The sequence below is a fragment of the Streptomyces sp. NBC_00286 genome, assembly GCF_036173125.1.
In the GTDB taxonomy this organism is placed as follows: domain Bacteria; phylum Actinomycetota; class Actinomycetes; order Streptomycetales; family Streptomycetaceae; genus Streptomyces.
In genome coordinates, this window is the sequence record NZ_CP108054.1 from 1,624,923 (window position 1) to 1,649,818 (window position 24,896).

Here is a 24,896-nt window from a genome sequence, read left to right on the forward strand (position 1 = left end):
CCGCGATAAGAGGGTGTGACATTTCCTCGCCGGGCACCGAAATCGGAGAATTGCATGACTGAGTTCGACGCTGGACGGCACATACTTCCCCGGCCTGACATCCGTCGGCCGCTGACGACCGCGATGGACGTCCACGACCAGGAGACGCCGTTCACGCCCATCGGCCCGGTCCCGCCGCCGGAGGGTGCCCCGAACGTGGTGATCGTGCTCGTCGACGACCTCGGCTTCGGCACCTCCAGCGCGTTCGGCGGACCGTGCGAGATGCCGGCCGCGGACCGGCTCGCGGGCAACGGGCTGCGTTACACCCGCTTTCATGTGACGGCCTTGTGCTCGCCGACCCGGCAGGCCCTGCTGACCGGCCGCAACCATCACTCGGTGGGCATGGGCGGCACGACCGAGATGGCCACCGCGGCCCCCGGGTACAACGGGTTCCGGCCGCGCAGCGCGGCGACCATGGCGCAGATCCTGCAGGGCAACGGCTACAGCACGGCCGCCTTCGGCAAGTGGCATCAGACCCCGCCGCGGGAGATCAGCGCGGTCGGTCCGTTCGACCGCTGGCCCACCGGGGAGGGCTTCGACACCTTCTACGGGTTCATGGGCGCCGAGATGAACCACTGGTACCCGCTGCTGTACCAGGGCACCACCCCCATCGAGCCGGACCGCCGGCCCGAGGACGGCTACCACCTCTCCGAGGACCTCGTCGACCACGCCATCGACTGGGTGCGTACGCAGCGCACCCTGACCCCGGACCGGCCGTTCTTCACCTACCTCGCGCTCGGCGCCGCGCACGCCCCCCTGCACGTCGGCCCGGAATGGCAGGAGAAGTACCGCGGCCGCTTCGACCACGGCTGGGACCGGCAGCGCGAGGTGACCCTCGAGCGCCAGAAGGACCTCGGCGTCGTACCCCCGGAGACGGAGCTCGCGCCCTGGGCGGAAGGCGTTCCGCGCTGGGACGAACTCAGCGACAACCAGCGCGAGTTGGCGGCCAGGTTCATGGAGACGTTCGCCGCCTTCACGGAACACGCGGACGTACAGGTCGGCAGGTTCCTCGACGCCCTGGACGAACTCGGCGAGCTGGACAACACGATCGTCCTCTACATCTTGGGCGACAACGGCGCCTCCGGCGAGGGCGGCATCGAGGGGACGATCGTCGAGCACCGGCTGGGGCACGGCATCGTGGACGACCCGGACGAGATGATCGACCACCTCGACGAGATCGGCGGCCCGGACAGCTACCCGATCGCCCCCGCGGGATGGGCCCTCGCGCTCAACACCCCGTATCAGTGGACCAAGCAGGTGGCCTCGCACTTCGGCGGCACCCGGGACGGCATGATCCTGCACTGGCCGCGTGGGGTCGCCGAACGCGGCGGCATCCGACACCAGTTCTCGCACGTCATCGACGTACTGCCGACGATTCTGGACTGTGTGGGCGTACCGGCGCCGTTCAGCGTGGACGGGGTGATGCAGCAGCCCATCGAGGGCACCAGCATGAAGCAGACGCTCACCGACCCCCAGGCGACCGAGCACCGCCGTACGCAGTACTTCGAGATGTGCGGCAACCGGGGCATCTACCACGACGGCTGGATGGCGGTCACCCGGCACGGCATCCCCTGGGAGATGGTGCCGGAGGGGGACCGGCCGTTCGCCGACGACGTCTGGGAGCTCTACGACCTGAACCACGACTGGAGTCAGGCGCACGACCTCGCTGCCCAACACCCCCAGAAGCTACGGCGGTTGCAGGATCTGTTCCTGATCGAGGCGGCGAAGTACCAGGTCTTCCCCCTGGACGACCGGGTCACCGAACGGGAGAACCCCGCCGTGGCCGGCCGTATCGATCTGCTCGGCGACCGCACCTCCGTCACCTACCGCGCGGGGATGAGGCGGTTCACCGAGGAGACCACGCCCAACGTCAAGAACCGCTCGCACAGCATCACCGCGGACATCGAAGTGCCGGACACCACTGCCGAGGGCGTACTCATCGCGCAGGGCGGCCGGTTCGGCGGCTGGACCCTCTACTTCACCGACGGCAGGCCCGCCTACGCCTACAACTACTTCGGCATGAACCTGTACACCGTGCGCGGCGGCCGGCCCCTGACACCGGGACGGCACGAGGTCCGGCTCGAGTTCGACTACGACGGAGGCGGACTCGGCAAGGGCGGGACCGCCACGCTTCTGGTGGACGGCGAGAAGCACGCGAGCGGCCGGGTCGATCAGACCATCCCGTACTACTTCTCCTTCGACGAGACACTCGACGTCGGCGTGGACCTGAGCACACCGGTGACCGACGACTACCCCGTCCTCGACAACGAGTTCACCGGGACGATTCACACGGTGCGCATCGACTTGGGCTCCCAGAGCACGGAGTCGTCCGAGTTCGACGGCGGACTGCACCGACGCGTCATGGGGGCCCAGTGAACTCGGGTTCCGGTGCGCCCTGGACATGACGTGACCCTCATCGACCCGGATCTCGACTCCACCACTCGGACAACGGCCCGATACGCCCAGCGCACAAGGAGCAGGACCATGGCAGCACGTAGAGGACATTGGCGTTCCGGCGCGGCGGGGGTGGCCGTACTCGGTCTCACCCTGACCGCCTGTGGCGGGGCGAAGGTCGGCGGGGAATCCTCCGGGGCGGACGCCGACTCGGGCAAGTGCGGCACCGTCAACCTCGCGGTCAGCCCGTGGGTGGGCTACGAGGCCAACGCGGCGGTCATCAAGAACGTCGCGGAGAACGAACTCGGCTGCAAAGTCGTCACGAAGGACCTGAAGGCGGAGATCAGCTGGCAGGGCTTCGAGACGGGCGAGGTCGACGCCATCGTGGAGAACTGGGGCCACGACGACCTCAAGAAGAAGTACATCGACCAGCAGAAGATCGCCGTGAACCTCGGCTCGACCGGCAACAAGGGAATCATCGGCTGGTACATCCCCCCGTGGATCGCGAAGAAGCACCCGGACATCACCAACTGGAAGAACCTCAACAAGTACGCCGCCGACTTCAAGACCTCCGAGTCGGGCAGCAAGGGCCAACTCCTGGACGGCGACCCGTCGTTCCAGACCAACGACGAGGCCCTGGCGAAGAACCTCAAGCTGGACTTCAAAGTGGTGTACGCGGGCAGCGAGACCGCGCTGATCCAGGCATTCCGGGAAGCCGAGAAGAACAAGAAGTGGGTGATCGGCTACTTCTACGAGCCGCAGTGGTTCCTGTCCGAGGTGCCCCTGGTCAAGGTCGACCTGCCCAAGCACACGGAGGGCTGCGACGCGGACAAGGCGAAGGTCGCCTGCGACTACCCCGTGTTCGACCTCGACAAGATCGTCAGCACGAAGTTCGCCAAGTCGGGCAGCCCGGCCTACGACCTGGTGAAGAACTTCACCTGGACCAACGAAGACCAGAACACCGTCGCCAAGTACATCGCGCTCGACAAGATGACACCGGAGGCGGCGGCGAAGAAGTGGATCGACGCAAACCCCGACAAGGTCAAGGCCTGGCTCGGCTAGCAGCCACGAGCGAGGAGTAGAGCACGAGTTCTTGCTCCGCCTGACCCGCCTGACCCGCCTGCCCGACGACGCCGGGGCCGGGGGGACGGGTGAGCGGGCGTCGGGCGTTGTGGTGGCGCATGACTCGGCCACGTCCGCGGTACCGCCTGAGTCTGGTGGTCCCGCGTGACGTGGCCGGTCTATGGGCGATGCACCCAGCGAAGTGGGAAGTGGCGGGCAGCCCTACGGGCGGTGCCACCAAGCGGCCGACGTGTCGCGCAGGGTGTTGGTGCCGCAGTGCACCTCGCCCTGGCCGAGGTGGTAGGTGTACCAGTCGTCGATGTACGACACCTTGAGCCCGGCACTGTTGCGGACGACGTCCTTGGCCCCGACGCCGGGTTCCGCGCCGGAGCGCAGTTCGGCGGGGGTCAGCCGAGTCCGGGGCGTGACGGGGACCCACGCGTCGGAGCGTCTGAGGAAGACCCGGGTGTGCTCGGCACCGGTCGTCACTTTCACGCGTCCTTCGGCGTTCGCCGGCAGGTGGCGCATGGGAACGGAGCGGACTCGGGCGAGGTCGGCGGCGTCCGCCCTGCCGTTGACCTTGGTGTCGGCGGCGTCGTTGCACGCGGCCAGCTTCGCGTTGGAGAGCGGTTCGCCGCCGGGCGTGGTGACCGGACAGCGCTTGGAGTCGTCGTCGATGTTGGGCAGCATGACCGCTCCGTGACCGACATTCCACGTGTCCTCGCCGGAGTCGTCGGTGGAGCCGGTGACATCGACCAGGCCGTCCCGGTTCACGTCCGCGCGGAGGTCGGCCAGGGGAGGCGGTTCGGCAGCGTGGGCGGGGAAGAGCGGTGTCGCCAGCACGGAGCCCGCGGTGGCCAGTGCGAGGACCGCCCGTCTCGCGGGCGATGTACGTATCCGCGTGTGTACGCGCACGGTGCGCGTCCCTTCTCTGTGGGGGTGTGTTCGCCGAGCAAGACGGGCTGCACGAGGTGTGCGTTCACTGTGAGGCGGTGGTCCGGCTTCCGCCTCCGATGCCAACTTCTCGGATACGTACGTGACTTGGCCGACGCGGTGAGCGCGGAGCGCGACATCGGGGTGCCGGACCGAGGGCTTCGTGAGGGGACGTCAGTTCGCTGACGGCCCGCATCTCCGGGCCCCAGCCGCGTCTCCTCCGCGCTCGCTCTGCGGGGACGGCCATGGGTCGGCGGCGCCGTCAGCCGCCAAATCGAGGGCGGGCCAGGTCCTGGCCGTCGTACAGGACGCTGCCGGGCATTCCCCCCAAGAGCCGCCTGCTGCCGGAGGCCGACCAGTTGGTCACGGCGAACGACATCGCCTTCGACACGACCTACAACGACGCCACGGACGACCTCTGCACAGCCCGGAACGGCCGGCCCCCTGCGGACCGGATCCGCGCCCTCGCTCCGCAGTTGGTGGCGACGGACGGCCTCAGGCTGCGGCAGTCCCGTGAGGGCCGGATGTGAAGGCCAGGATGTGCGGGACGGCCTCGTGCAGACTGGCGAAGTGGCGGTGCACTCCGTCCACCGCGACGGCGGCGTTCACGCCCCACACCGTCATCCCGGCACGCAGCCCGGACCGCACTCCGGACGGGGCGTCCTCGATCACCAGGCAGTCTCCCGGCTCGGCTCCCAGCCGGGCAGCGGCTCGCAGATAGGGGACGGGAGAGGGCTTGCCCTCCTCGACAGCAGCCGCGTCCACGATCACGTCCGGCACAGGCAGGCCTGTGCGCAGGAAACGGCCGCGCACCCTGTGCTCGTAGTTCGAGGTCACCAAGGCCCAAGACCCCGGTGGCAGGCCGTGCAGCAGCTCGGATGCGCCGTCGAAAGCCGTATAGACGCCGGATCGGACGTCTTCGTCCTCCAGTGCGTGCAGCGTGGCCAGGCACTCGTACGGATCTTGGTCCGCGGCGACCTGAGCGAACGTCTCCATCGGTCGCGTCCGCAGAGCCACCCGGTAGACCTCGTCAGCATCCAGCCCGTACCGCTCTGCCCAAGTCGCCCAGACTCGGCGCTGGTTGCTCACCGCGTCGATCAACGTACCATCGACATCGAACAGGACGTACGTCACGCGGCCCGGCCGCCCAGGTTCACTGGTCACGCGTCGATCATGCCAGGCGGCGAGCAGGCGATTGCGGGACAGCCTCGCGCTGGGCTCCGCCCTGCCCGAACACCGAGAATCGCGCCTACGGGTGCGTGTCCGTGATCGCGATGACCTTGTCGAGGTGGTCCAGGGCGGCCTGCAGGTCGTCGATCTTGGCCTGGATGCGCTCGCGCTCGGCCCGCAGCATGGCTCGTTGCTCGGCGTCGGTGTGCCCGGCGTCCCAGCACGGCATGAGTTCGGTGATCCTTCGGCTGGTGAGGCCGGCGGCGAACATCTGCTGGAAGAAGCGGACCCGGGCGATGGCGTCCTGCCGGTACAGCCGCTGGCCGGACGGGCTGCGCTCCGCGATGAGCAGCCCTTGCTGCTCGTAGTAGCGCACGGCGCGTACGGAGACGCCAGCACCTCGTGCCACCTCGCCGATGCGGATCAACCGCTCGGCCGCGGCCCCTGTGACAGTCACGGTGATTCCCCTCACCCCTGGCCCTGACGAGCAGCACTTGCCTCTGACGCCAGCGTCAGGTTTTAGCGTACCGGCCATGGATATCAACAACTCCGTCGCCCTTGTCACCGGAGCCAACCGCGGCCTGGGCCGCGCCTTCGCCCAGCGCCTGCTCGAACGGGGCGCCCGCAAGGTCTACGCGACGGCCCGCCGACCGGAGACCGTGGACCTGCCCGGGGTCGAGGTGCTGCCCCTCGACATCACCGATCCCGCATCCGTGAGGGCCGCCGCCGAGGCCGCCCCGGACGTCTCGCTCCTCATCAACAACGCGGGAATCAGTACGGGGACCGACCTGGTGACCGGTTCGCTGGACGCGGTGCGGCACGAGCTGGAGACCAACATGTTCGGCCACCTGGGAATGATCCGGGAGTTCGCGCCGGCGCTCGCCAGAAACGGCGGGGGCGCGATCGTCAACCTCCTCTCCGCCATGTCGTGGTTCGGGGGCAAGGGCGCCAATGCCTACCACCTGACCAAGGCCGCCGCCTGGGCCATGACCAACGGCGTCCGCCTGGAGCTCGCCGAGCAGGGCACACTCGTCACAGCGGTACACCTCGGCCTGGCCGACACCGACATGGCCGCGGGCTGGCCCGTGGACAAGATCGCTCCGTCAGACCTGGCCGACGCGGCGCTCGACGGTGTGGAGGCGGGCTCCGCCGAGGTCCTCGCCGACCAGTGGAGCCGGGACGTCAAGTCCCGTCTGCCGCTGACGCCGGAAGAGTTCAACGCCGCAATGGCCCGCGCCCTGGCGTCGCTGATGGCGGCCTGAGGGGCCCCTCGAGCCGCACGGCTTCGGTCGGCCGCTACTCCATCGGCCCCTCGAAAGACGGCCATGGCGGCAGACACGGTGGTGTCTGCCGCCATGGCCGTCGACTACTGCCGTTACTCCCGTCAGACACCGCAGAAGCCCCGCGAGGACGAAGCCGGTGGTGGCCGAGACCTCCCGAAACCTCCGCGGACACGGTGCCTGCCTGGCCGCCGGAGTCGACCGCCGCCACGGTGTGGCGGTAGGTGGTGTCCGGGGCCAGCCCGGCGTCCGTGGAGGACGCGGAGGACGCGAAAGTCGGCGAGCCCACCTTGCTGCCGCCTCGGCAGACCTCGTACGAGGCCGCGCCGCTGACGGTGTCTCAGGTCAGTGAGGCGCTACTGGCATAGGTGCCGGTGACCCCGCCGGACCGGTCTGTTCGGGCAGCGTGCCCGGGCCGCCGCCGGAGCCGCTCAGGCCCCAGAACTCTCCGATCCGCTGCGAGGCGCAGATGTCCTTGTCCGGGAAGTGCTGGCCGGCGATGCCGCACTGGGTGGCAGCGCTGCCCGGATCGACCGGCTGGCCGTGGGGCATGCCGGTGATGGAGTAGCTCTCGACGACGGCCCGGCCGGATCCGTCACGGTAGACGTTGTGCGGGTAGCCCTGGACGGTGTCGCTGACGTCGGCCGTCGCATCCGTCCCGTGCACGTTCGTCCACTGCTCGACGATTTCGGTCATGTTCATCGGCGCCACCTTGGTGTCACTGGAGCCGTGCCACACCGACATGGCGGGCCAGGGGCCGCCGTAGCCGGGGTGGGCGGCGCGCACCTTGTCGCCCCACTGCTGCGGGCTGAGGTCGCTGCCCGGGCTCATGCAGCTGAATGCCTCGAGGACGCTGCGAGCGCAGTCGTAGGGGAGGCCGGCGACCACCGCGGCGCCGGCGAAGACGTCAGGGTAGGCCGCGGCCATCACCGAGGTCATCGCACCGCCGGCCGACAGGCCGGTGACGTAGACCCGCGCGGCGTCGCTGCCGAAGTCGGCCTTCATCCGATCGGTCATCTGCTTGATGGACAGTGCCTCGCCCTGCCCGCGTGACGTATCGCTGGTCTGGAACCAGTTGAAGCACGAGTTGGCGTTGTTGACGGCCTTCTGCTGGGGCAGCAGCAGCGCGAAGCCGTGGGTGTCGGCCCACTTGGTCCAGCCGGTCTCGTCGTCGTAGCCGGCCGCGGACTGGGTGCAGCCGTGCAGCGCCACGACCAGCGGCCGCCCCGCGGGCAGGCCGTCGGGAACGTAGCGGAACATCTGCAGATTGCCGGGGTTGGAGCCGAAGCCGGTCACTTCCTCAAGGCTCGCGGCGTGCGCCGGGGCGGGAGCCAGTCCGAGGAAGGAGGCGATCACGGTTATCAGGAGGGCAGCCAGGGAGGCGGGGCGCGACCGGGGTTTGCGGGGAGAGTGGAGCCGAGCGGCGTGCGGGTACATCGCATCTCCTTGCCGATTCCGTCAGTGCAACGGGTGAGGGGGGAGGCACCGCGGGCGGCACGGTTTTCAGTGCCGGGCTGCGGCGAGATTACGGTGAAGTTACGAGCGACCCGGGGCCCAGCGGTATGGCGATGCGCTCCACCCTGTGCGGACGCTGGACGTAGGTGTTTCCCGTTGCCAGGCCGCAGACGGCTCGACGCCCCGCCGCGGGATCGGGGCTCTGCGCCGTCCGGCGTTGCCACGCGGGCGGCGGCGCGACGGATCCAGGACGTGCTCCGGCCCGGCCCCGGCGAGGCTTCGCCCATCGGACCGCAGGACACCGTGCCCGCCGCCGACGCCCCGGCCGCCGCGTGCGAGGAACCGCGCGCACGGGGGCCCGCCCGCGCCCGAGGATCCGGTCAGTGCGGCTCAGCAGGCCGTCACGATTCGTATCGGGACCGCAGGGCCTTCTTGTCGAACTTGCCGGTGCCCGTGCGGGGTACCGCGTCGATGACCTCGATGCGGTCCGGGAGTTGCCAGCGGGCGAAGCCCCCGGCCTCGAGATGCTGCCGTACCTCGTCGAGGCCGACGGTCGTCCCCGGCCTGGTGACCAGGCAGACCAGCGGCCGCTCCTGCCACTTCTCGTCCGGTACGGCGATCACGGCGGCCTCGGTGACCTGTTCCATCGCCATGACCGCCGACTCCATGTCGACCGAGGAGATCCACTCTCCGCCGGACTTGATGAGGTCCTTGGCGCGGTCGGCGATGACGAAGTAGCCGTCGGGCGAGCCGATCGCGATGTCACCGGTGACGAACCAGCCGTCGGCGGTGAACCGGTCGGCCCCCTCACCGCCGAGATAGGAGTCGGCGATCCACGGGCCGCGCACCAGAAGGTCCCCCATCGACTCCCCGTCCCAGGGCAGAGCCCGACCCGTCTCGTCGCGGATCTCGACCTGAACACCGGGCAGCGGCAGTCCGGCCCGGGTGCGTACCGTCTCGGTGACCCTGTCCTCGTCCCAGTCCTGCATCCGCTCCTTCGGCCAGGCCAGGCTGGCCAGCGGCGAGGTCTCGGTCATGCCCCACACCTGGACCAGGGGGACGCCGAAGTCCCGGCGGTAGCGTTCGATCAGAGCGCGTGGCGGCCGGGCGCCGCCGCACAGCAGATGCCGCAGGTCCGGCAGCCCGTCGCGCTTCGCGATCTCGTCGGCGACGGCCATCCAGACGGTGGGCACGCCCGCGGCCACCGTCACCCGCTCGCTTGCCATCAGCTCCACGAGGGCTGCCGCGTCCAGAGGGCCGCTGGAGAAGACCTGCTTGGCGCCGTACGGAGTCGCGGTGTACGGCACACCCCACGCGTTGGCGTGGAACATCGGCACCACCGGCAGCACGCTGTCGGCCGCTCCGATCGCCATCGCCGCCTGCGAGGAGGCGGCGATGGCGTGCAGCACGGTGGAGCGGTGCGTGTAGCTGACGCCCTTGGGCCGGCCGGTGGTGCCGGAGGTGTAGCACAAGCCCAGCGGAGTCCGTTCGTCGATGTCGACCGGCGCGTACTCCTCGGGCCGGCCGGCGAGCAGTTCCTCATAGGCGACCACGCCGGGCAGCGACGTCTCGGGGACGGAGTCGGCGAGTACGACCATGTGGGCGACGCCCGCGAGTCCGCCGCGCGCGTGCACCTTCTCCAGCAGCGGCAACAGGTCGGCGTCGACCAGAATGGCGCGGTCGTCGGCGTGCCCGATGATGTACGCCAGGTCCTCCGGTGACAGACGCAGGTTGAGGGTGTGCAGGACGCGACCGGTGCAGGGCACCGCCCAGTACGCCTCCAGGTGGCGGTAGCTGTTCCACGCCAGGGTCGCCACCCGGTCGCCGCGTCCCAGGCCGAGAGAGTCCAGGGCATGCATCAGCTGCTGCGCCCGGCGGCCGAAATCCGCGTACGTGTAACGGTGCCGGCTTCCGTCGGCGAACTGCGTGACGACCTCGGTGTCCGGGAAGTAGCGCGGCGCATGGTCGAAGAGCAGCCAAGTGTTGAGCGGAGTGTCCATCATTGCCATGGCGCACATCGTCAGCGCCCCGGGTCAGGCGGGCCATGGAGAAGACCCACGGTTGTGGGGACGGGTAAGTGGAGCGGATATCCACCCCGAGCGTGAGGGCCAGCACAGGGGTACGGAGATTTCGCCCACCCGGTGGCGGTGGCTTGTGGAGTTTTTCTCCGTAGCCGCCGCAGGTGGCCGAACTTAACGTCTGCCCCACGCCGATGTCCGTCGGCGCCTCCCCTCCTGGTCAGCCGAGGCCGACATGACGCATCCGCATGCGATCCTGCGCACGCAGGGTCTGTCCAAGGAGTTCCAGGGATTCCGTGCCGTCGGCGCGGTGAATCTCAGCATCGCAGAGGGCTCGGTGCACGCTCTGGTCGGGCCCAACGGGGCGGGCAAGACCACCCTGTTCAACCTCCTCACCGGATTTCTGAAACCGACGGCCGGCCGCATCGTCTTCGCCGGGCACGATGTCACCGCGGCGCCCGCCGAACGGATCGCCAGGCTCGGCATGGCCCGTTCCTTCCAGGTCACCAGCCTCTTCCCGCAGGTCTCCGTACGCGAGCACGTCGAGCTGGCCCTGCAGTCGGGCACGGGTCTCGGCCGCTGCTTCTGGCGGTCCGAGAAACAGATGCGCCGGTTCTCTGGCCGGGCCGTGGAACTGCTCGACGACGTGGGCCTCGCCGCGCTCGCCGGCCGGCCGGCCGGCAGTCTCCCGTACGGGCAGAAGCGCGCCCTGGAACTGGCCCTGGCGCTCGCCCTCGACCCGAAACTGCTCCTGCTCGACGAGCCGACGGCCGGAATGGGCCTGGAGGACATCGACCGCACGGTCGCCCTGATCGGCCGGATCCGCGAAGGCCGCACCGTCGTCATGGTCGAGCACAACATGAGCGTCGTCGGCTCCCTGGCCGACACCGTCACCGTGCTCCAGCGTGGCGAAGTGCTCGTGGAGGGCCCGTACGAACAGGTCAGGACCGATCCGCAGGTCATCGAGGCGTACTTGGGAGCCGACGTTGCTTGAGATCAAGGGCGTCAGCGCCCAGTACGGCGAGGCCAGGGTCCTGCACGAGGTGTCCCTGCGGGTCGGCGAGGGCGAGGTGGTCACGCTCGTCGGACGCAACGGAGCGGGCAAGACAACGCTGCTGCGCTGCGCCATGGGGCTGCATCCCCACCCGACGGGCACCGTGCGGCTTGCCGGACAGGACATCACGGGCTCGCCGGCGCACCGCAGGGCCCGCCTCGGTCTGGGTTTCGTTCCCGATGACCGCGGCATCTACGGGGGCCTGACCGTCGAGGAGAACCTCACCCTGCCCCCGGTCAAGGGCCCCTCGCCCTGGCCGCTGACCCGGGTCTACGACACCTTCCCGGTGCTCGCGGCCCGGCCCGCGAAACCGCCCCGGCGGCAACGCACCTCGACCACCTCTGCTCCGTCCCTCAGGCAGAGCGCAGTGAGCCGACGGACGAGCTCACAGTGCTCGCCGGCGCCGTACAGGCCCGCGTGGTGGATGTGGCCGAGGCGCGGCTGATCGCCCGTACCCGGCTGGGCGGCGAGCCCATGAGGCGTCTGGCGGCTGAGCGCGGGGTGAGTGTGCGTCAGCTCTACCGGCACCGCAGCGCGGCCGAGCAGCACCTGGCCGCTCATCTGCGACGCCGGCTGCAGGACCGGTAGCGCGCCCAGCGGCGGCTTTGTCCACTAGCGGGCTCAGGGCGGGCACCTCCGCCTCGTGATTGGGCTCGCGTAGCCGGTGTTGGTGCCAGTACCAGTAGCGGCGTGCGGCCAGCAGGCCCGCCGCCGCGGTGATGCCGATCAGGCTCGCTTCCCCCAGGCCGATGGCGGCCGGGCCCGGCTCCGTGTCCATCTTCCGGGCTGCAGTCTCATCGTGTCAGTCAGGCTCCGCATGGGTGCGATCACCGCCTGACTCGTAGCCAGTGCCCGTGCCCTGATCGGAAGTTGGCTGTGCGGGCGCGGTCTCGGCAGGCGGCGCAGGGGCGATGACGGCGTGACATCCGGGACCGGGGCAGGCGCAGGGGTCGGCGGCGGGGTGGCTGTCTGGGCGATAGGGATGGTCAGCTGCCAGCCGGGCATGATCAAGTCTGGATCGGTGAGCCGGGCTCCGTCGCTTTGCACGCGGTCCTTGTTCAGCGCCTAGATCCGCGGCCATTTCAGCGCGTCTCCCATGTGCGTGTGCGCGATGTCCCACAGGGTGTCGCCCTCGATGACCGTGTACTCGACGTGCTCGACTTCCTCGGCCTTGCCAGGCAGGCCTGGACGCTCCGGAGTGAGCCCGTCCGCCGCAGCCTGCGCCGGTGCTGTCGCGGCTATGGCTGAAGGAGTGGATGCTGGACGGGGGCGGGGATGAGGAGGGCGCTCGCGGCGACGTGCGCCCGCACTTCGCCCGGCGAGGAGGGCTGCTGGGCGCTGACCGTCTGGGGGCGCCACAGCCCGATCAGGGCGATGACGAGGGTGCCGATGCACAGCGCGGCCAGCGATCCCTTCATCGATAGACCGGCTACGTGCTCATCGTGCGCGTGACGGTCGCGCAGCAGCTGCGGCAGATGGGTCGTGTACCAGCAGGTCTCGCGGACTACGGTGGCGGCGAAGGCGGCCCAGCACACCCAGCCCACGACGGCCAGCAGGTCGATCATCAAGGGGTCGGTGACCGGCTGCGTCAGCCGCTGGCCGAACTCGCTGGCAGAGGGGACGTGTTCGGGCCAGGGCAGGCCGGTGGCCCGCCACAGGATGTAGGGCATCCCGGCCAGCAGGGCGAGCGTGAGGGCCAGGGTGCCGCCCGCCGTGACGGCCGCGGTCAGCCGCTGGCGCAGCTGGGGAGGGTGGTTCATCGCCGGTTCGCTCTCTTCAGCCGGAAAGGGTGGTGAACGGTCCTTACGGGGTGGCGCGTTGGGCGTGTGCGGTGGCACTCGCGTGCAGCGTGAGGGTGCGCAGGCCGATCAGCTGCAGGATCTGGGTGCGCTTGTGGTTGATGACGTGGACGGTCACAACGTCGCCCTTGACCGACGCGGTGCCGCTGTCCCCGGTGGAGGCGACATGCGCGCGGGCCGCCGCTGCGGCCTGGTCGCGTACGAGCCCGACATCGCCGCCGCGTCGCAGCTGGCCGACATCCAGCTGCTGGGCACCGATGCGGGCGGCCTCCTGCGCCACGTCCAGCGCCTGGACCTTGCCGGCCAGGGCGAGCCCGCCGTCGACGACGATCCCGGCGAACAGCCACAGCGCGGCGAAGACGCCGACGACGAACGCCGTGACCTGCCCCCGGTCATCCCCTTCCGCCAGCCGGGTGCGGACCTGCGCCAAATGGGCCTGCACGCGTCGCTTCGCGGGCTGCTCCTGAAACTGTCGACAACGGAGAAGGCGGTGCCGGCCAGGGCCAGTTGGCCGGGCATCCCGGTGCGGGTGAGATGGCCCAGGTCGGCGGTGCAGGAGACCCGTGCCGTCACCGTGGCGCCCGGCGCGAGACTGCCGGTGGTGAGGCGGACACTGGGATGCGCGCAGGACGCTCCCGCCTCGCGCAGGGCCGCGCTCGCCGCCTGCTGCGCCTGGGTGCGGGCTTGTTTCTCGGTGCGGGCCAGGGAGGCGGCGCGGGCGGCCTGGTGGGCGGCGTCCGCCACGACCAGGCGGGCATCGACGAGCAGCCCGAGCGCCACCACGACCAGAAGGACGAGGACGAGCAACGGCGTGACCAGCACCATCTCCACCGCGGCCGAACCCCGCTCCCCATCGCCTCGCCCGCGGCGCAGCTGCCGGATCACGACTGGCCTCCGCCGGGAGCAGTGATCCGCTCGGTAGGACCGGAGGCGGTGCCTGCCAACCCGCCGCCGAGGCGAGGAGGAGCCGGGAGCCGTGCATACGTCAGGGCCGTGTGGTCGTCGTGGGCGACACCGAGCTGGAGCAGGTCGACGGTTACCGAAGGCGACCCGGGTGCCCCCGGGCCTGGCGCGCTCCTCGTGCGCCCACGGTCACTCGGGGGCCTGGGCGGACGGCCGTGTGGAAAAGCCTTCCTCAAAGTCGTCGGCGTTTCGGTCGGCAACGGTAAATCGAGTATTCTGCGAGCCGTTTTTGGCGGGATTCCGGCTCGGAACCTTCGATGCAGAGGCGCGCACCGTGAGGGTGCCAGGCGGAGGTCAGTCGAGTCGAGTGCCTTCCGTGTCTGGAAGGAGACGCAGTTCCGTGGCGAGCAGCTCTCACCAGAGCACCCTTGGAGAATGCGGCAGGGACTGGACCTGAGTCCAAGCTTGGGTGGGCATTCTGCCTGCACAGGCAGGCGGGCGGGGGTTACTTGGCGAAGAAGGAGCGGTTTGCGGTAAGCCCCGGGGGGAATGCGTCCCGGCCATCGGGAACGATGGTCTGACGTCAGTCGGGCGGCTCCTCGACCTCCAACCGTTGCGGACTGTCGACGGATGTCTCGGGTAACGCCTTGGCTGTCGGACGTGCAAGGTCGCAGCGGGTGCAGCGACCTGGAGACCCGTTGGATGGCAGCAGGAGGTGACAGTGTTGTTCGAGTCCCCCGGTGCGGATGGCGACCCAGTGGCTGCCCCTGCTGTCAGGTTATTACGCCTTCAGGATAAGTGGCGTAGCGGTCGCCCTGCCGAACAACCGTCATTTCGCGCCATGTTTTCCGCCACGTATGCCGAAGCCGTGCGAGTGCTGGACCGCAGGGAAGTCCGGAAACCATGCGTCTCGGTGTGAACTCGGCGAGAGCGAGGTGCCTTGACGTCGCGGCCTTAAATGATGCACACGATCATGCCTTGACCGATTCGGTGGTCGGCATCTAGCGTCACGGCAGACGATGGCTTGGGAACCGCACGAGGACGCTGCGGGAACTGGCTGCGGAGACACGGGGGAAGAATCCAATGAACGACCGTCCGGGGCGGGATCGGCCGGTCGCCGCAGGGCTTATGCCCTGTCGGCGTCATGATGGACAGCACATATCGCTGGGATCTGAGTGTCCGCGAGACGGCCGCGGCCTTGACCGGCCAGGCTCGATCACGGTTCGGGTCTGAGGCGTGGGCGGACACGACGAGACGGTTCTGCTGCGGCGCTTGGTGGAGACCGCGTCAGTCACCGGTCACGAGGACCAGCTTGCTCGTCAACTGGTCGACGACATGGCAGCGTTGGGTTTCCAGGCCCATCGTGACGCCGTCGGCAACGCGGTCGGCGAGCTGGGGAAACCGGGTGGGCCGCTTATCCTGCTCCTCGGCCACCTCGACACAGTGCCCGGTGATCTGCCGGTCTTCGAACGCGACGGCAAGCTGTACGGCCGCGGGACGGTGGACGCCAAGGGCCCACTCGCGACCATGGTGTGGGCGGCACTGCGCGCCTCGACACGCTGCGACGCCCACCTGATGGTGGTCGGCGCCGTCGGAGAGGAGGGCTGCTCGCCCGGCGCACACCATCTGTGCCGTACGACAAAGCCGGACGTCGTCGTCATCGGTGAGCCGAGCGGCCTGGGCACCGTGGTGATCGGATACAAGGGCATCCTGCGCTTAGCCGTTGACATTGCCCGTCCCGGTTCGCACACGAGCTCACCAGGGCCGAGAGCGGTGGAGGTCGCGGCGGAGTACTGGGAGGCGGTGCGGCGGCGACTCGCGGCGGACCGTGCCGCACAACCCGCATTCGACCGAGCGATCCCCGCGCTGGTCGCGCTCAACGGCGATCTGCTGCGCGCCAGGGTCGAGATGTCCTGCCGGATTCCGGTCGGCTTCGACCGGAACGGGTTCGTGAGCTGGTTACGCGAGTTGGCCGGCTCGGACTCGCTCAGCGTCATCGAGAGCCTCCCGGCGGTCCGGTCGCCGCGTACCGACCCGGTAGTGGCGGCGCTCCGAGCGGGAATCCGGCAGCATGCCGGATTACCGTCCTCCAAGGTGAAGCTCGGCACCTCCGACATGAACGTCGTCGGCCCGGTGTGGAACGTCCCGATCGCCGCGTACGGCCCGGGAGACTCCCGCCTCGACCACACGGACGAGGAGCACCTGGACCTGGCCGAGTACATGACCGCGATCGACGTACTGACCACCGCCATCGAGGAGTTGGCCGCCGAGCTGACCACGGGACGGCGTTCGTCGCGAGCTGCCGCCGGTACCTACCGGGAGACAGCGCTGTGAACCCGAACGGCGGTGCGCCGGATCTGCCTCCGCGCCTGGCCGTGATCGCGTCCCGAATCGCGGTGGAGGAGAAGCGCATCCTCGGCGAGCTCGACCGGCGCCGCGTCCCGTACCACGTGCTCGACCCACGGACCGCGGTGTTCCGTCTGGAACAGCTGAAGGTTCCCTGGTCGGTGGCGATCGCCCGGGAGGTGTCGCATCACCGGAGCCTGACGGTGGCACGTGTCCTCGAGCACGCGGGTGTGACTGTGGTCAACAGCGCCGCGGCGATAGCGCTGTGCGGCGACAAACTGCTCACCACTCTCACCCTCCAGGCCGCCGGACTGCCCGTTCCACGCTGCATGGTGACCCCAACACCGCAGGCGGCCGTCGAGGCCCTTGAAGAGTTCGGATATCCAGCGGTCGTCAAACCTCTGACCGGTTCCTGGGGCCGTCAGGTGGCCAGACTGGCCGACCGGGACGCCGCCGAGGCGGTTCTCGAACTGCGAGAAGCCCTGCCCGACCCACAGCAGCGGATCACCTACGTGCAGGAGTACGTCGACAAGCCAGGACGCGACATCAGGTGCCTGGTCTTCGGAACCGAGGTGGCCGGCGCCGTTTACCGTACCTCCACCTCGTGGCGCACCAACACCGCCCTCGACGCCCGCACCGAGCCGTGTCCGCTCACCGCGGAGCTTGAGAGCCTCGTGGCGGCAACAGCTGCCGCGATCGGCCCCGGAGTCTACGGAATCGACCTCCTGGAGGACCGTGACGGTCGCCTCCTGGTCAACGAGGTAAACCACACACCGCAGTTCCGCGGCGCCGCCGAGGCCCTCGACGTGGACCTGGTCGGCCGCTACGTGGACTTCCTGGTACAGCAACTGGTGAGGAACTGATGGCCATGTCACGGCTGGCAATGTTCGGCGGAACTCGCACCGTGGATGCCGATGCAGGCGCCTCTCCTGCCGCCGCTTGGCCGATCGTCACGGACGCCGAGCGCGAGGCGGTGCTGCGAGTTCTCGACAGCGGCCGCCTCACCTCGGTAGAACGCGGAGAGGTGCAGCTCCTGGAGCAGGAGTGGGCCAACTACAGCGGCGTACGACACTGCGCCGCCCTTTCGTCCGGGACCGCAGCCATCGAGCTGGCCCTGGTCGCCACGAGGCTGGAGCCGGGCGCCGAAGTCCTTGTCCCTGCCTTCTCCTTCGTCGCCACCGCGGCCGCCCCCGCGCTGCGCGGCTTCGTCCCTGTGTACGTGGACATCGACCCCGTCACGTACACCATCGACCCGGCCGCCGCGGCGGCCGCGATCACTCCACGCACCCAGGCCATCCTCGCCGTGCACCTGCACGGGCTGCCCTGCGACATGGACGCGCTGCGGGCGCTGGCCGACCGCCACGGGCTGTTCCTCGTCGAGGACGCGGCCCAGGCACACGGCGCGACGTACCGAGGCCGACAGACGGGAGCACTCGGCGACGTGGCGGCGTTCAGCCTGAACGCCTCGAAGAACCTGCCCACGAGCGGCGAGGGCGGACTGCTCACCACCGACGACGAGAGCCTGTACGAACGGGTCGTGCTGCACCGTCAGTTCGGCGAGGACCTGACGGGACGCGGCGAACGCGCCTACCTCTCGAAGGTGATCGCCGGCAACGCCAAGCTGAGCAGCGTCCAAGCCGCCTTCACTCGCTGCCAACTCGCCCGGCTGACCGAGCGGCACGAGCAGCGCGACCGCAACGTCCGCCGGTTCCTCGGACGGCTGGCCGCACTCGGCGGCATCGTGACACCGCGCTGCCCGGACGACCGCACCCACGCCTGGTTCCAACTGCGCCTGCGCTTCGACAACGAGAAGATGGGCTGCCCCGACGTCGCCCCAGGAGCGCTGCGGACCATGCTGCAGCGCGCGCTGCGCGCGGAGGGCGTGCCAGTACGGCCCTACCAGTCGCTGCCCCTGCCCGCCCAGCCCGCGCTGCGTGCCGCCCTCCCGCCCGACCGGCCCTACCGCCCCGAAGACCACCCCACCACCCTCGCCGTGATCGAGGACTCCCTGACGATGCAGCGATGGCACCTCAACCCGGCGGCCGGGCCGCTCCTGGAGCGCTGCGCTGACGCGTTCGAGAAGGTGTGGGACCAACTGGAACTCCTACTGCCCCCGGCCCGGTCGATGACGTATCGGCCGCTGTGGCAGACCGAGGTGCCGGCGGCACACGCATGACGCGCGTCGAGGTCAGCACCGCGGAACTGGCGGAACGCGCGCACCGGGCCCGCGAGGCGGTGCTCGCGATGGGCGCGACTGAGCACGGCACCCACGTCGGCGGCAGCCTGTCGGCGGTCGACATCCTCACCGTGCTCTACGGAGCGGTGCTGCGGGTACGGCCCGACGAACCGGAGTGGCCCGACCGGGACTGGTTCGTGCTGAGCAAGGGGCATGCGAGCGCCGCGCTCTACGCGGTACTGGCCGGGCGCGGCTACTTCCCGATCGAGGAGTGCCACACCTACGGCCGGCGGCACAGCCGGCTGGCCGGGCACCCCCTGCGCCGGCTGCCCGGCGTGGACTTCCCCACCGGCTCACTCGGCCACGGGCTGTCGCTCGGCGCCGGTGTCGCGCTGGCCGCTGCCCGCACCGGCCGGAGCAACCGGGCGTTCGTCCTGCTCGGCGACGGCGAACTGCAGGAGGGCTCCAACTGGGAGGCGATCATGTCGGCCGCCCAGCTCGGCCTCGGCAACCTCACCGCCGTGGTCGACCGCAACGGCTGGCAGATCAGCGGTCGCACCGAGGAGTCCGTGGGACTGGAGCCGCTCGCGGACCGCTGGCGCCACTTCGGATGGACGGTGGTCGAGATCGACGGCCACGACCTGGAGGCCCTGCGAGCCGTGCTCGGCGCCCTGCCTGTCACGCCGGGCCGCCCCACCGTCGTCCTCGCCAAGACCGTGAAAGGCCGTGGAGTGCCGATCTTCGAAGACCGCAAGAAGAGCCACTACGTAAAGCTCACGCCGCGCCTGCACGAGCGGGCGCTGGCGGGACTGCGCGCCCGACGCAGGAACCAGACATGACTGCGGCCGAACAGCGGACCGTACCCGTCGACGAATCCTGGCAGGAGCTGTACGCGGGGGCGGCCCGGGACGTCTACCGCCGTACGCTCCTGGAGCTGGCCCACGGCGACGACCGGATCTTCTGCGTCGATTCCGACACGGGCGGCTTCGAGGACGGCTTCGCCGCCGAACTGCCTGCCCAGTACGTCAACGTCGGGATCGCCGAGGCGAACCTGTTCGGCATGTCCGCCGGGCTCGCGGCCGCCGGACTCATCCCGTTCGCCCACACCATGAGTGCCTTCGCCACCACCCGGGCCTGTGAGCAGCTGAAGCTCGACGTGGCGGGCAACAACCTGCCCGTCCGCGTCGTCGCCACCCACGGCGGTCTCTCCGCCGGCCACTACGGCCCCTCGCACCACGCCCTGCAGGACCTGGCCATCCTGCGCACGCTGCCCCATCTGACCGTCCTCGTACCGGCCGACGCAGGTGAGACGGCCCTGGCGGTGCGCGCCGCCGCCCATCATCCCGGCCCGGTGTACATCCGGCTCGGCCGCAACGCGACACCGCAGGTCCACCGCGAACCGTACGACTTCTGCATCGGTACCTCAGTGCAGTTGGCGGACGGCGACGACGTGACGGTGGTCGCGACCGGACCGCTCCCCGTCCACTACGCGCTCGTCGCACGAGACTTCCTCGCCACCCGGGGAGTCTCCGCCCGAGTGGTGAACATGCACACCATCAAGCCCCTCGACCGTGCTGCGCTGCTGCGCGCGGCACGGGAGACCGCCGGCATCGTCACCGTCGAGGACCACGTCGTCGTGGGCGGACTCGGCGGCGCGGTCAGCGAGGTGGTGACCGCCGAACACCCTTGCCGGGTACACCGGGTGGGGGTCGCCGAAGGCTACCTGGACACCGTCGGCAACGAGCGGGAGCTGTTGCAGGACGGAGGAGTGACCGCCGACCGCGTCGTCGCGGAGACGCTGACCCTGCTCGAATCCGCACGGACGGACAACCCCAACACAAGGAGAAGGTGACATGGCCACAGCCATAGCCCCATGCCCCAGCTGCGAGAGCGACGTCATGCTCAATGCCGCGCCCCGGCAGAACGAGATCGTCGAGTGCGCCGACTGCGCCAGCGAACTCGAGATACTCAGCATCGATCCGGTCCTGCTGGCGCTCGCGCCCGATGTCGAAGAGGACTGGGGTGAATGACACCCGGGGCCGCGTGATCCGGGCGGGCATCGTCGGCGCGAGCGGCTACATAGGAGGGGAGCTGTGCCGCATCGTGCTCGGCCACCCCCACCTCGAGCTGGTCGCGCCGGTCTCGCGTGGTCGGGCGGGCAAGCGGGTGGACGGGGCCCACCCCAATCTGCGCGGCCTGACCGACCTGACCTTCGTCGACCCGGACGACGCACCCGACTGCGATGTGCTGTTCCTGGCGACACCACACCGCGAGACCATGCGCATGGTGGCGCACTGGACCAGCCAGGCCGATTGCCTGGTCGACCTCAGCGCCGACTTCCGGCTGCGCGACCCGGCGGCGTACGAGCGGTACTACGGCACCCCGCACACCGCCCCGGAGCTACTGCCGGAGTTCGTCCCCGGTCAGCCAGAGCGGTACCGCAAGGAACTCGCCGACGCCGCCCGGATCAGCGTGCCCGGCTGCATGGCGACGGCCGCCATCCTGGCCCTCCACCCCCTGGCAGCCGCGGGCCTGGTGGACGACCGGGTCGCGGTCGACGGCCGCATCGGGTCCAGCGGGTCGGGCTCCGGCGCCGGGCCGATGAACCTGCACGCCGAACGCAGCGGTGCCTTGCGGGTGTTCGCGCCCGTCGGCCACCGGCACGAGGCGGAGGTGGCTCAGGCGACCGGCCTGACCGTGAGCATGAGCGCGACTGGTGTGGAAGCCGTGCGCGGCGCACAGGTGCTATGCCGGGCCTCGCTCGTCGCTGACATCCGCGAGGCGGACCTGCGCCGCCTCTACCGCGACCACTACGGCACCGAGCCGTTCGTTCGCGTGGTCGCCCAGCGGCGCGGGCTGTACCGGCTGCCCGAACCGAAGATTCTCAGCGGATCCAACTTCTGCGACGTGGGCTTCTCCCTCGACGCCGACCGCGGCCAGGTGGTCGCCGTGGCGGCGCTCGACAACCTGGTGAAGGGGGCGGCCGGCAACGCCGTCCAGTGCGTCAACATCAGGCAGGGCTGGCCGGAGGGCCTGGGGCTGGAGTTTCCCGGGCTGCATCCGCTGTGAGCGCGGATCTGGCCGGCGGCCCGCCGGAGATCGTCGTGATCAAGTGCGGGGGCAGTGGGGCGCTGGACGTCGACCGCCTGTGCGAAGACGTCGCTGCACTGACCGACGAGGGCCGGAGCGTGGTTCTGGTGCACGGCGGCTCTGCCGAGATGAGCCGCCTCGCGGAGCAACTCGGCGTACGGCTGCGGCATCTCACTGCGCCCGACGGGGTGGTGACCCGCTACACCGACGCAGCCACCCTCGACGTGCTCACCCTGGCCCTGGCCGGCCGGGTCAAACCCGCGCTGGTCACCGCCCTGGACCGACACCACGTGCCCGCCGTGGGGCTTACCGGCCTCGACGCGGGGCTGCTGCGGGCACGCCGGAAGAAGGCCGTACGGGCGGTCGTGGACGGACGGGTCACCGTCGTCCGCGACGACCGCAGCGGCCGCATCCGCGAGGTGAACGCCGGGCTCCTGCTCGGTCTGCTCGCGGCGGGCGTGGTGCCGGTGGTGTCGCCGCCGGCCCTCGCCGAGGACGGCGCACCGGTCAACACCAACGCGGACCGGGCCGCGGCTGCCGTCGCGGTGGCGCTGCGGGCGCACAGTCTGGTCTTCCTGACGGGAGCGCCCGGGGTGCTCACGGACCCCGCCGACCCGGCCAGCGTGCTGGACACCTACCGGCTGCCGCAGCCGGGCGAACCGGCGCCCGGCTGGGTACGGGGCGGCATGACCGTCAAACTGGTCGCCGCCCGCGAGGCGCTGCTCGGCGGAGTGCCGCAAGTGTGGATCACCGACGGCGGGGCCGCGCACCCGCTCAAGGCGGTGTCCGGCGACGGCCCGGGAACGAGGGTCACCCTGCCCGAGCCGCCGTCACCGTAGGCGAAGCGCCCCCGCCTCCCGCCACAGCGAGACCGGGGCGCCCCACCTAGTCGCCTCTATGCGGGCGGCCCGGTAGTGGCGCTGCACCGGGGAGTCGGTGGTGATTCCGGCGGCGCCGTGCACGTGCACCGCGTGCGCGGTGACCTGGAGGGCGAGTTCAGCCGCGTAGGCCAGTGACTGGGTGGCCCTGACGGCCGCCGACCGGCCGCCGTCAGCGTCCCAGCCAGCCTCGTGCACCAGCAGGCGTACGGCCTCCAGGTGGGCGTACTGCTCGGCCAGTGGGAACGCGACCGCCTGGTTCTCACCGATGCCGCGGCCGAACTGCCGACGGCTCGCGGCCCGGCCGACCGCGAGCCGGTGCGCACCGGACGCGAGGCCGAGCAGATACGCCGCCTGCCGGATGCGGGCGCGCGCGAGCAGCGGCGAGGGAATGCCGTCGTGGTGGAGGGGCGGCGACAGCGCGTCTGGTGCGACGTCCTCCAGGCTGAGTCGCCACACCCCGTCCGCCCGGGGTCCGTCGACCGTCAGGCCGGGGGCATCGACGGCCATCGCGGCGAGCACGGTCCCGTCGCCGTAGCGGGCCGGCACGACGTGGAACGCGGCCTGAGGCGGTACGTCCGGCAACACACAGTCACCGCTGAGCCGCCGGCCGTCGCAGGCCGGGGTCGCCGCGACGCCGGAGCCGATTGCCAGACTCGCGGTGACCTTGCCGGCGCCGATCAGGGCCGGTGACGCGGCCGAGGCACGCGACCGGAATCCGGTTCCCGCCTCCTCCGCCGACCGGACCAGGTCGGTCAGCAGAGCGCCGGCCCGGTAGGAGTCTGGGGCGGCCCAACGGCCCAACTCCTCGCACACGACCACAGCACAGTCCATCCCGAACGCCAACCCACCGTCCGCGTCGGGCAGTTCCAGTGCGAAGACGCCCAGTTCCACGAGGCACGCATGCACCTCTACTGGATCGAGCCGCTCGCCGGGGCCCGCCACCTCGTCCAGCGTGGCCCGCATTGCCCGCGTCAGATCGCGCTGCATGTCGTCGCGTTCCAGCCGCATGTCACCCCACCTCCCCGGAGGCCGGGGCCGCCGACTCGCCGGCGAGCAGGAAACCGGAGATCGTCTGGAGCATCATCTCCGACGTGCCGCCCGAGAGGGTCAGACCCGGAGCCTCCCGGTAGGCGCTGTCCAGCAGCGCCACCAGGTCCGGCGGGGCGTCGAGACCGTGGCGGGCCGCGGCCCAGCGGGCGACGGCGGCCGCCTGCTCGCTCGCGTACCACTTGGCGGTGGACGTCTGGAGTTCGTCCAGCTGCCCGCGGTCGGCCGATCCGATGCAGCGCCAGGCCAGCAGACGGGCGGCGGCGGTGGCGGCTCCGTGCCGGCCGACGTCGGCCAGCCAGGGCGTGGCCGCCTCCTGTCCCGGGTCCTCGCCCGCAGGGCCGAGGCCCCGGCAGCCGGCCTCGTACCACCGCTCGGCGCGCAACGCGAAGTCGAATCCCGTGCGTTCGAGCGGAAGCGCCTCGGCGAGCACCGCCCAGCCGTCGCCGACCCCACCGACGACGTCGGTCTCGCTGACGCGGACGGCGTTCAGCTCGACGCGGTGGAACTGTTCGTCGGCCATGGTGTCCAGGCGTTCGACGAGGACTCCGGGTGCGTGCATGTCGACGAGGAAAAGGGTGAGGCCCTCGTAGCGTGAACCCTCGGTGGAGGTGCGGGCGGCGCACAGTCCGAAGTCCGTCAGGCCGCTCTTGAGGTTGAACACCTTGACGCCGTCGATGCGGTAGCCGCCGTCGACCGCGACCGCGCGCGTCGTCAGCGCGCTCAGGTCCGAGCCGACCCCAGGTTCGGTGTACAGCACCCCCGCGAAGGACCGCCCGGCCGCCAACCGCGGCAGCACCCGCCGCTTCTGTTCCTCGGTGCCGGCAAGCAACACCAGCTTGCCCACGGTCTGGATGCCGTTGACGAACAACGTGTCGGGAACGCCCGCGCGCATCATCTCCTCGACGGCGACGGCCGCATGGGCGGCGGTGCGGCCCTGCCCGCCGTAGGCGCGCGGCCAGTCCACCCCGAGCAGCCCGCGCTCGGCGAGCAGCCGGTACACGCCGCGCTCGTCGGGCTCAGGTTCGCCGCAGTCGCGTAATCGCGCCAACTCGGCTGCCAAGTCACCGGATTGGAGTTCCGCCCGGACCCGGTCGCGGAAGCCCGACTCGTCTTCGGTATGGCCGAAGTCCATATGTCCCCCCGTGTGTGGACCATATGCGGGGCGTGTCCCGTGGTGCGTGGACGTGCGCCGTCGAGGAGCCTAGCCCATGTGATCGAGATGCGTCTCTCGGTTGGATCCCGGTGA

At 70.3% G+C, this 24,896-nt stretch carries 24 protein-coding genes and 1 pseudogene; 15 read left to right on the plus strand and 10 right to left on the minus strand.

Annotation, left to right across the window (positions count from 1 at the left end):
- The first annotated feature begins 54 nt into the window (after positions 1-54).
- Both OHT21_RS07440 and OHT21_RS07445 read left to right on the plus strand, forming a co-directional pair.
- Positions 55-2,415, plus strand: coding sequence for an arylsulfatase (locus OHT21_RS07440; RefSeq protein WP_328767458.1), 2,361 nt, complete (start codon positions 55-57; stop codon positions 2,413-2,415).
- A gap of 108 nt (positions 2,416-2,523) precedes the next feature.
- Complete coding sequence (locus OHT21_RS07445; RefSeq protein ID WP_328767459.1) at positions 2,524-3,495, plus strand: ABC transporter substrate-binding protein; 972 nt, start codon at positions 2,524-2,526, stop codon at positions 3,493-3,495.
- Between the two features lie 222 nt (positions 3,496-3,717).
- Here the strand turns inward: OHT21_RS07445 and OHT21_RS07450 are convergent, their stop codons facing one another.
- Positions 3,718-4,410 (minus strand): protein-arginine deiminase family protein, encoded by a 693-nt coding sequence (locus OHT21_RS07450; RefSeq protein WP_328767460.1) that lies wholly within the window; start codon positions 4,408-4,410, stop codon positions 3,718-3,720.
- 263 nt (positions 4,411-4,673) lie between these two features.
- Here OHT21_RS07450 and OHT21_RS07455 point away from each other — a divergent pair, with 263 nt between their 5' ends.
- Positions 4,674-4,958: a hypothetical protein gene (locus OHT21_RS07455; RefSeq protein ID WP_328767461.1), complete on the plus strand. Its 285-nt coding sequence runs from the start codon at positions 4,674-4,676 to the stop codon at positions 4,956-4,958.
- Here OHT21_RS07455 and OHT21_RS07460 read toward each other — a convergent pair.
- Both OHT21_RS07460 and OHT21_RS07465 read right to left on the minus strand, forming a co-directional pair.
- The gene (locus OHT21_RS07460; protein WP_328767462.1) at positions 4,924-5,592 is read right to left on the minus strand and encodes an HAD family hydrolase; all 669 of its coding nucleotides are present in this window, start codon (positions 5,590-5,592) and stop codon (positions 4,924-4,926) included. The genes OHT21_RS07455 and OHT21_RS07460 overlap by 35 nt on opposite strands.
- Before the next feature lie 85 nt (positions 5,593-5,677).
- Positions 5,678-6,055 (minus strand): MerR family transcriptional regulator, encoded by a 378-nt coding sequence (locus OHT21_RS07465; protein WP_328767463.1) that lies wholly within the window; start codon positions 6,053-6,055, stop codon positions 5,678-5,680.
- Positions 6,056-6,131: 76 nt separating this feature from the next.
- Between OHT21_RS07465 and OHT21_RS07470 the strand changes: the two genes are divergently transcribed.
- Positions 6,132-6,860: an SDR family oxidoreductase gene (locus OHT21_RS07470; RefSeq protein WP_328767464.1), complete on the plus strand. Its 729-nt coding sequence runs from the start codon at positions 6,132-6,134 to the stop codon at positions 6,858-6,860.
- Positions 6,861-7,223: 363 nt separating this feature from the next.
- On the opposite strand, the gene OHT21_RS07475 is transcribed toward OHT21_RS07470, so the two are convergent.
- On the minus strand, positions 7,224-8,315 hold the full coding sequence (locus OHT21_RS07475) for an extracellular catalytic domain type 1 short-chain-length polyhydroxyalkanoate depolymerase (RefSeq protein ID WP_328767465.1): 1,092 nt from the start codon (positions 8,313-8,315) through the stop codon (positions 7,224-7,226).
- 419 nt (positions 8,316-8,734) lie between these two features.
- Positions 8,735-10,342 carry a long-chain fatty acid--CoA ligase gene (locus OHT21_RS07480; protein ID WP_328767466.1) on the minus strand — a complete coding sequence of 536 codons (1,608 nt, stop codon included), beginning with the start codon at positions 10,340-10,342 and terminating at the stop codon, positions 8,735-8,737.
- A 244-nt stretch (positions 10,343-10,586) separates the two neighbouring features.
- Between OHT21_RS07480 and OHT21_RS07485 the strand changes: the two genes are divergently transcribed.
- Genes OHT21_RS07485 through OHT21_RS07495 form a run of 3 tightly spaced genes read left to right on the plus strand, consistent with a single transcriptional unit; the run spans position 10,587 to position 11,993 of the window.
- On the plus strand, positions 10,587-11,345 hold the full coding sequence (locus OHT21_RS07485) for an ABC transporter ATP-binding protein (RefSeq protein WP_328767467.1): 759 nt from the start codon (positions 10,587-10,589) through the stop codon (positions 11,343-11,345).
- A complete protein-coding gene (locus tag OHT21_RS07490) occupies positions 11,338-11,850 on the plus strand; it encodes an ATP-binding cassette domain-containing protein (protein ID WP_328767468.1) in 513 nt (170 codons plus the stop codon). The genes OHT21_RS07485 and OHT21_RS07490 overlap by 8 nt, the downstream gene beginning before the upstream one ends.
- Positions 11,823-11,993 carry a hypothetical protein gene (locus tag OHT21_RS07495; protein ID WP_328767469.1) on the plus strand — a complete coding sequence of 57 codons (171 nt, stop codon included), beginning with the start codon at positions 11,823-11,825 and terminating at the stop codon, positions 11,991-11,993. Before OHT21_RS07490 ends, OHT21_RS07495 begins: the two co-directional genes overlap by 28 nt.
- 650 nt (positions 11,994-12,643) lie before the next feature.
- On the opposite strand, the gene OHT21_RS07500 is transcribed toward OHT21_RS07495, so the two are convergent.
- The 3 genes and pseudogenes from OHT21_RS07500 to OHT21_RS07510 all read right to left on the minus strand — a co-directional run.
- Positions 12,644-13,165 (minus strand): hypothetical protein, encoded by a 522-nt coding sequence (locus OHT21_RS07500; RefSeq protein WP_328767470.1) that lies wholly within the window; start codon positions 13,163-13,165, stop codon positions 12,644-12,646.
- 43 nt (positions 13,166-13,208) lie between these two features.
- The gene (locus tag OHT21_RS07505; RefSeq protein ID WP_328767471.1) at positions 13,209-13,646 is read right to left on the minus strand and encodes a pilus assembly protein TadG-related protein; all 438 of its coding nucleotides are present in this window, start codon (positions 13,644-13,646) and stop codon (positions 13,209-13,211) included.
- A gap of 284 nt (positions 13,647-13,930) precedes the next feature.
- Positions 13,931-14,089: pseudogene (locus tag OHT21_RS07510) on the minus strand (TadE/TadG family type IV pilus assembly protein); the annotation flags it as partial.
- Positions 14,090-15,343: 1,254 nt separating this feature from the next.
- On the opposite strand from OHT21_RS07510, the gene OHT21_RS07515 reads away from it, so the two are divergent.
- From OHT21_RS07515 to OHT21_RS07550, 8 genes are read left to right on the plus strand one after another with little or no spacing between them, the layout of a single operon-like run.
- Positions 15,344-16,441: a M20/M25/M40 family metallo-hydrolase gene (locus OHT21_RS07515; RefSeq protein WP_328767472.1), complete on the plus strand. Its 1,098-nt coding sequence runs from the start codon at positions 15,344-15,346 to the stop codon at positions 16,439-16,441.
- Positions 16,438-17,316, plus strand: a complete 879-nt coding sequence (gene lysX, locus OHT21_RS07520; RefSeq protein ID WP_328767473.1) for a lysine biosynthesis protein LysX — start codon at positions 16,438-16,440, stop codon at positions 17,314-17,316. Before OHT21_RS07515 ends, lysX begins: the two co-directional genes overlap by 4 nt.
- Positions 17,317-17,321: 5 nt before the next feature.
- A complete protein-coding gene (locus tag OHT21_RS07525) occupies positions 17,322-18,629 on the plus strand; it encodes a DegT/DnrJ/EryC1/StrS family aminotransferase (protein ID WP_328767474.1) in 1,308 nt (435 codons plus the stop codon).
- The gene (locus tag OHT21_RS07530) at positions 18,626-19,468 is read left to right on the plus strand and encodes a transketolase (RefSeq protein WP_328767475.1); all 843 of its coding nucleotides are present in this window, start codon (positions 18,626-18,628) and stop codon (positions 19,466-19,468) included. Before OHT21_RS07525 ends, OHT21_RS07530 begins: the two co-directional genes overlap by 4 nt.
- A complete protein-coding gene (locus tag OHT21_RS07535; RefSeq protein ID WP_328767476.1) occupies positions 19,465-20,481 on the plus strand; it encodes a transketolase family protein in 1,017 nt (338 codons plus the stop codon). The genes OHT21_RS07530 and OHT21_RS07535 overlap by 4 nt, the downstream gene beginning before the upstream one ends.
- Position 20,482: 1 nt before the next feature.
- Positions 20,483-20,659 (plus strand): lysine biosynthesis protein LysW, encoded by a 177-nt coding sequence (locus tag OHT21_RS07540; RefSeq protein WP_328767477.1) that lies wholly within the window; start codon positions 20,483-20,485, stop codon positions 20,657-20,659.
- 13 nt (positions 20,660-20,672) lie between these two features.
- Positions 20,673-21,698, plus strand: a complete 1,026-nt coding sequence (gene argC / locus OHT21_RS07545) for an N-acetyl-gamma-glutamyl-phosphate reductase (protein WP_328773987.1) — start codon at positions 20,673-20,675, stop codon at positions 21,696-21,698.
- Positions 21,695-22,558, plus strand: a complete 864-nt coding sequence (locus tag OHT21_RS07550) for a [LysW]-aminoadipate kinase (protein ID WP_328767478.1) — start codon at positions 21,695-21,697, stop codon at positions 22,556-22,558. Before argC ends, OHT21_RS07550 begins: the two co-directional genes overlap by 4 nt.
- Here the strand turns inward: OHT21_RS07550 and OHT21_RS07555 are convergent.
- Both OHT21_RS07555 and OHT21_RS07560 read right to left on the minus strand, forming a co-directional pair.
- Entirely contained in the window at positions 22,550-23,608 is a 1,059-nt protein-coding gene (locus OHT21_RS07555; RefSeq protein WP_328767479.1) for an acyl-CoA dehydrogenase family protein, read from the minus strand. The genes OHT21_RS07550 and OHT21_RS07555 overlap by 9 nt on opposite strands.
- Position 23,609: 1 nt before the next feature.
- Positions 23,610-24,782: an acyl-CoA dehydrogenase family protein gene (locus OHT21_RS07560; protein WP_328767480.1), complete on the minus strand. Its 1,173-nt coding sequence runs from the start codon at positions 24,780-24,782 to the stop codon at positions 23,610-23,612.
- Between the last annotated feature and the right edge of the window lie 114 nt (positions 24,783-24,896).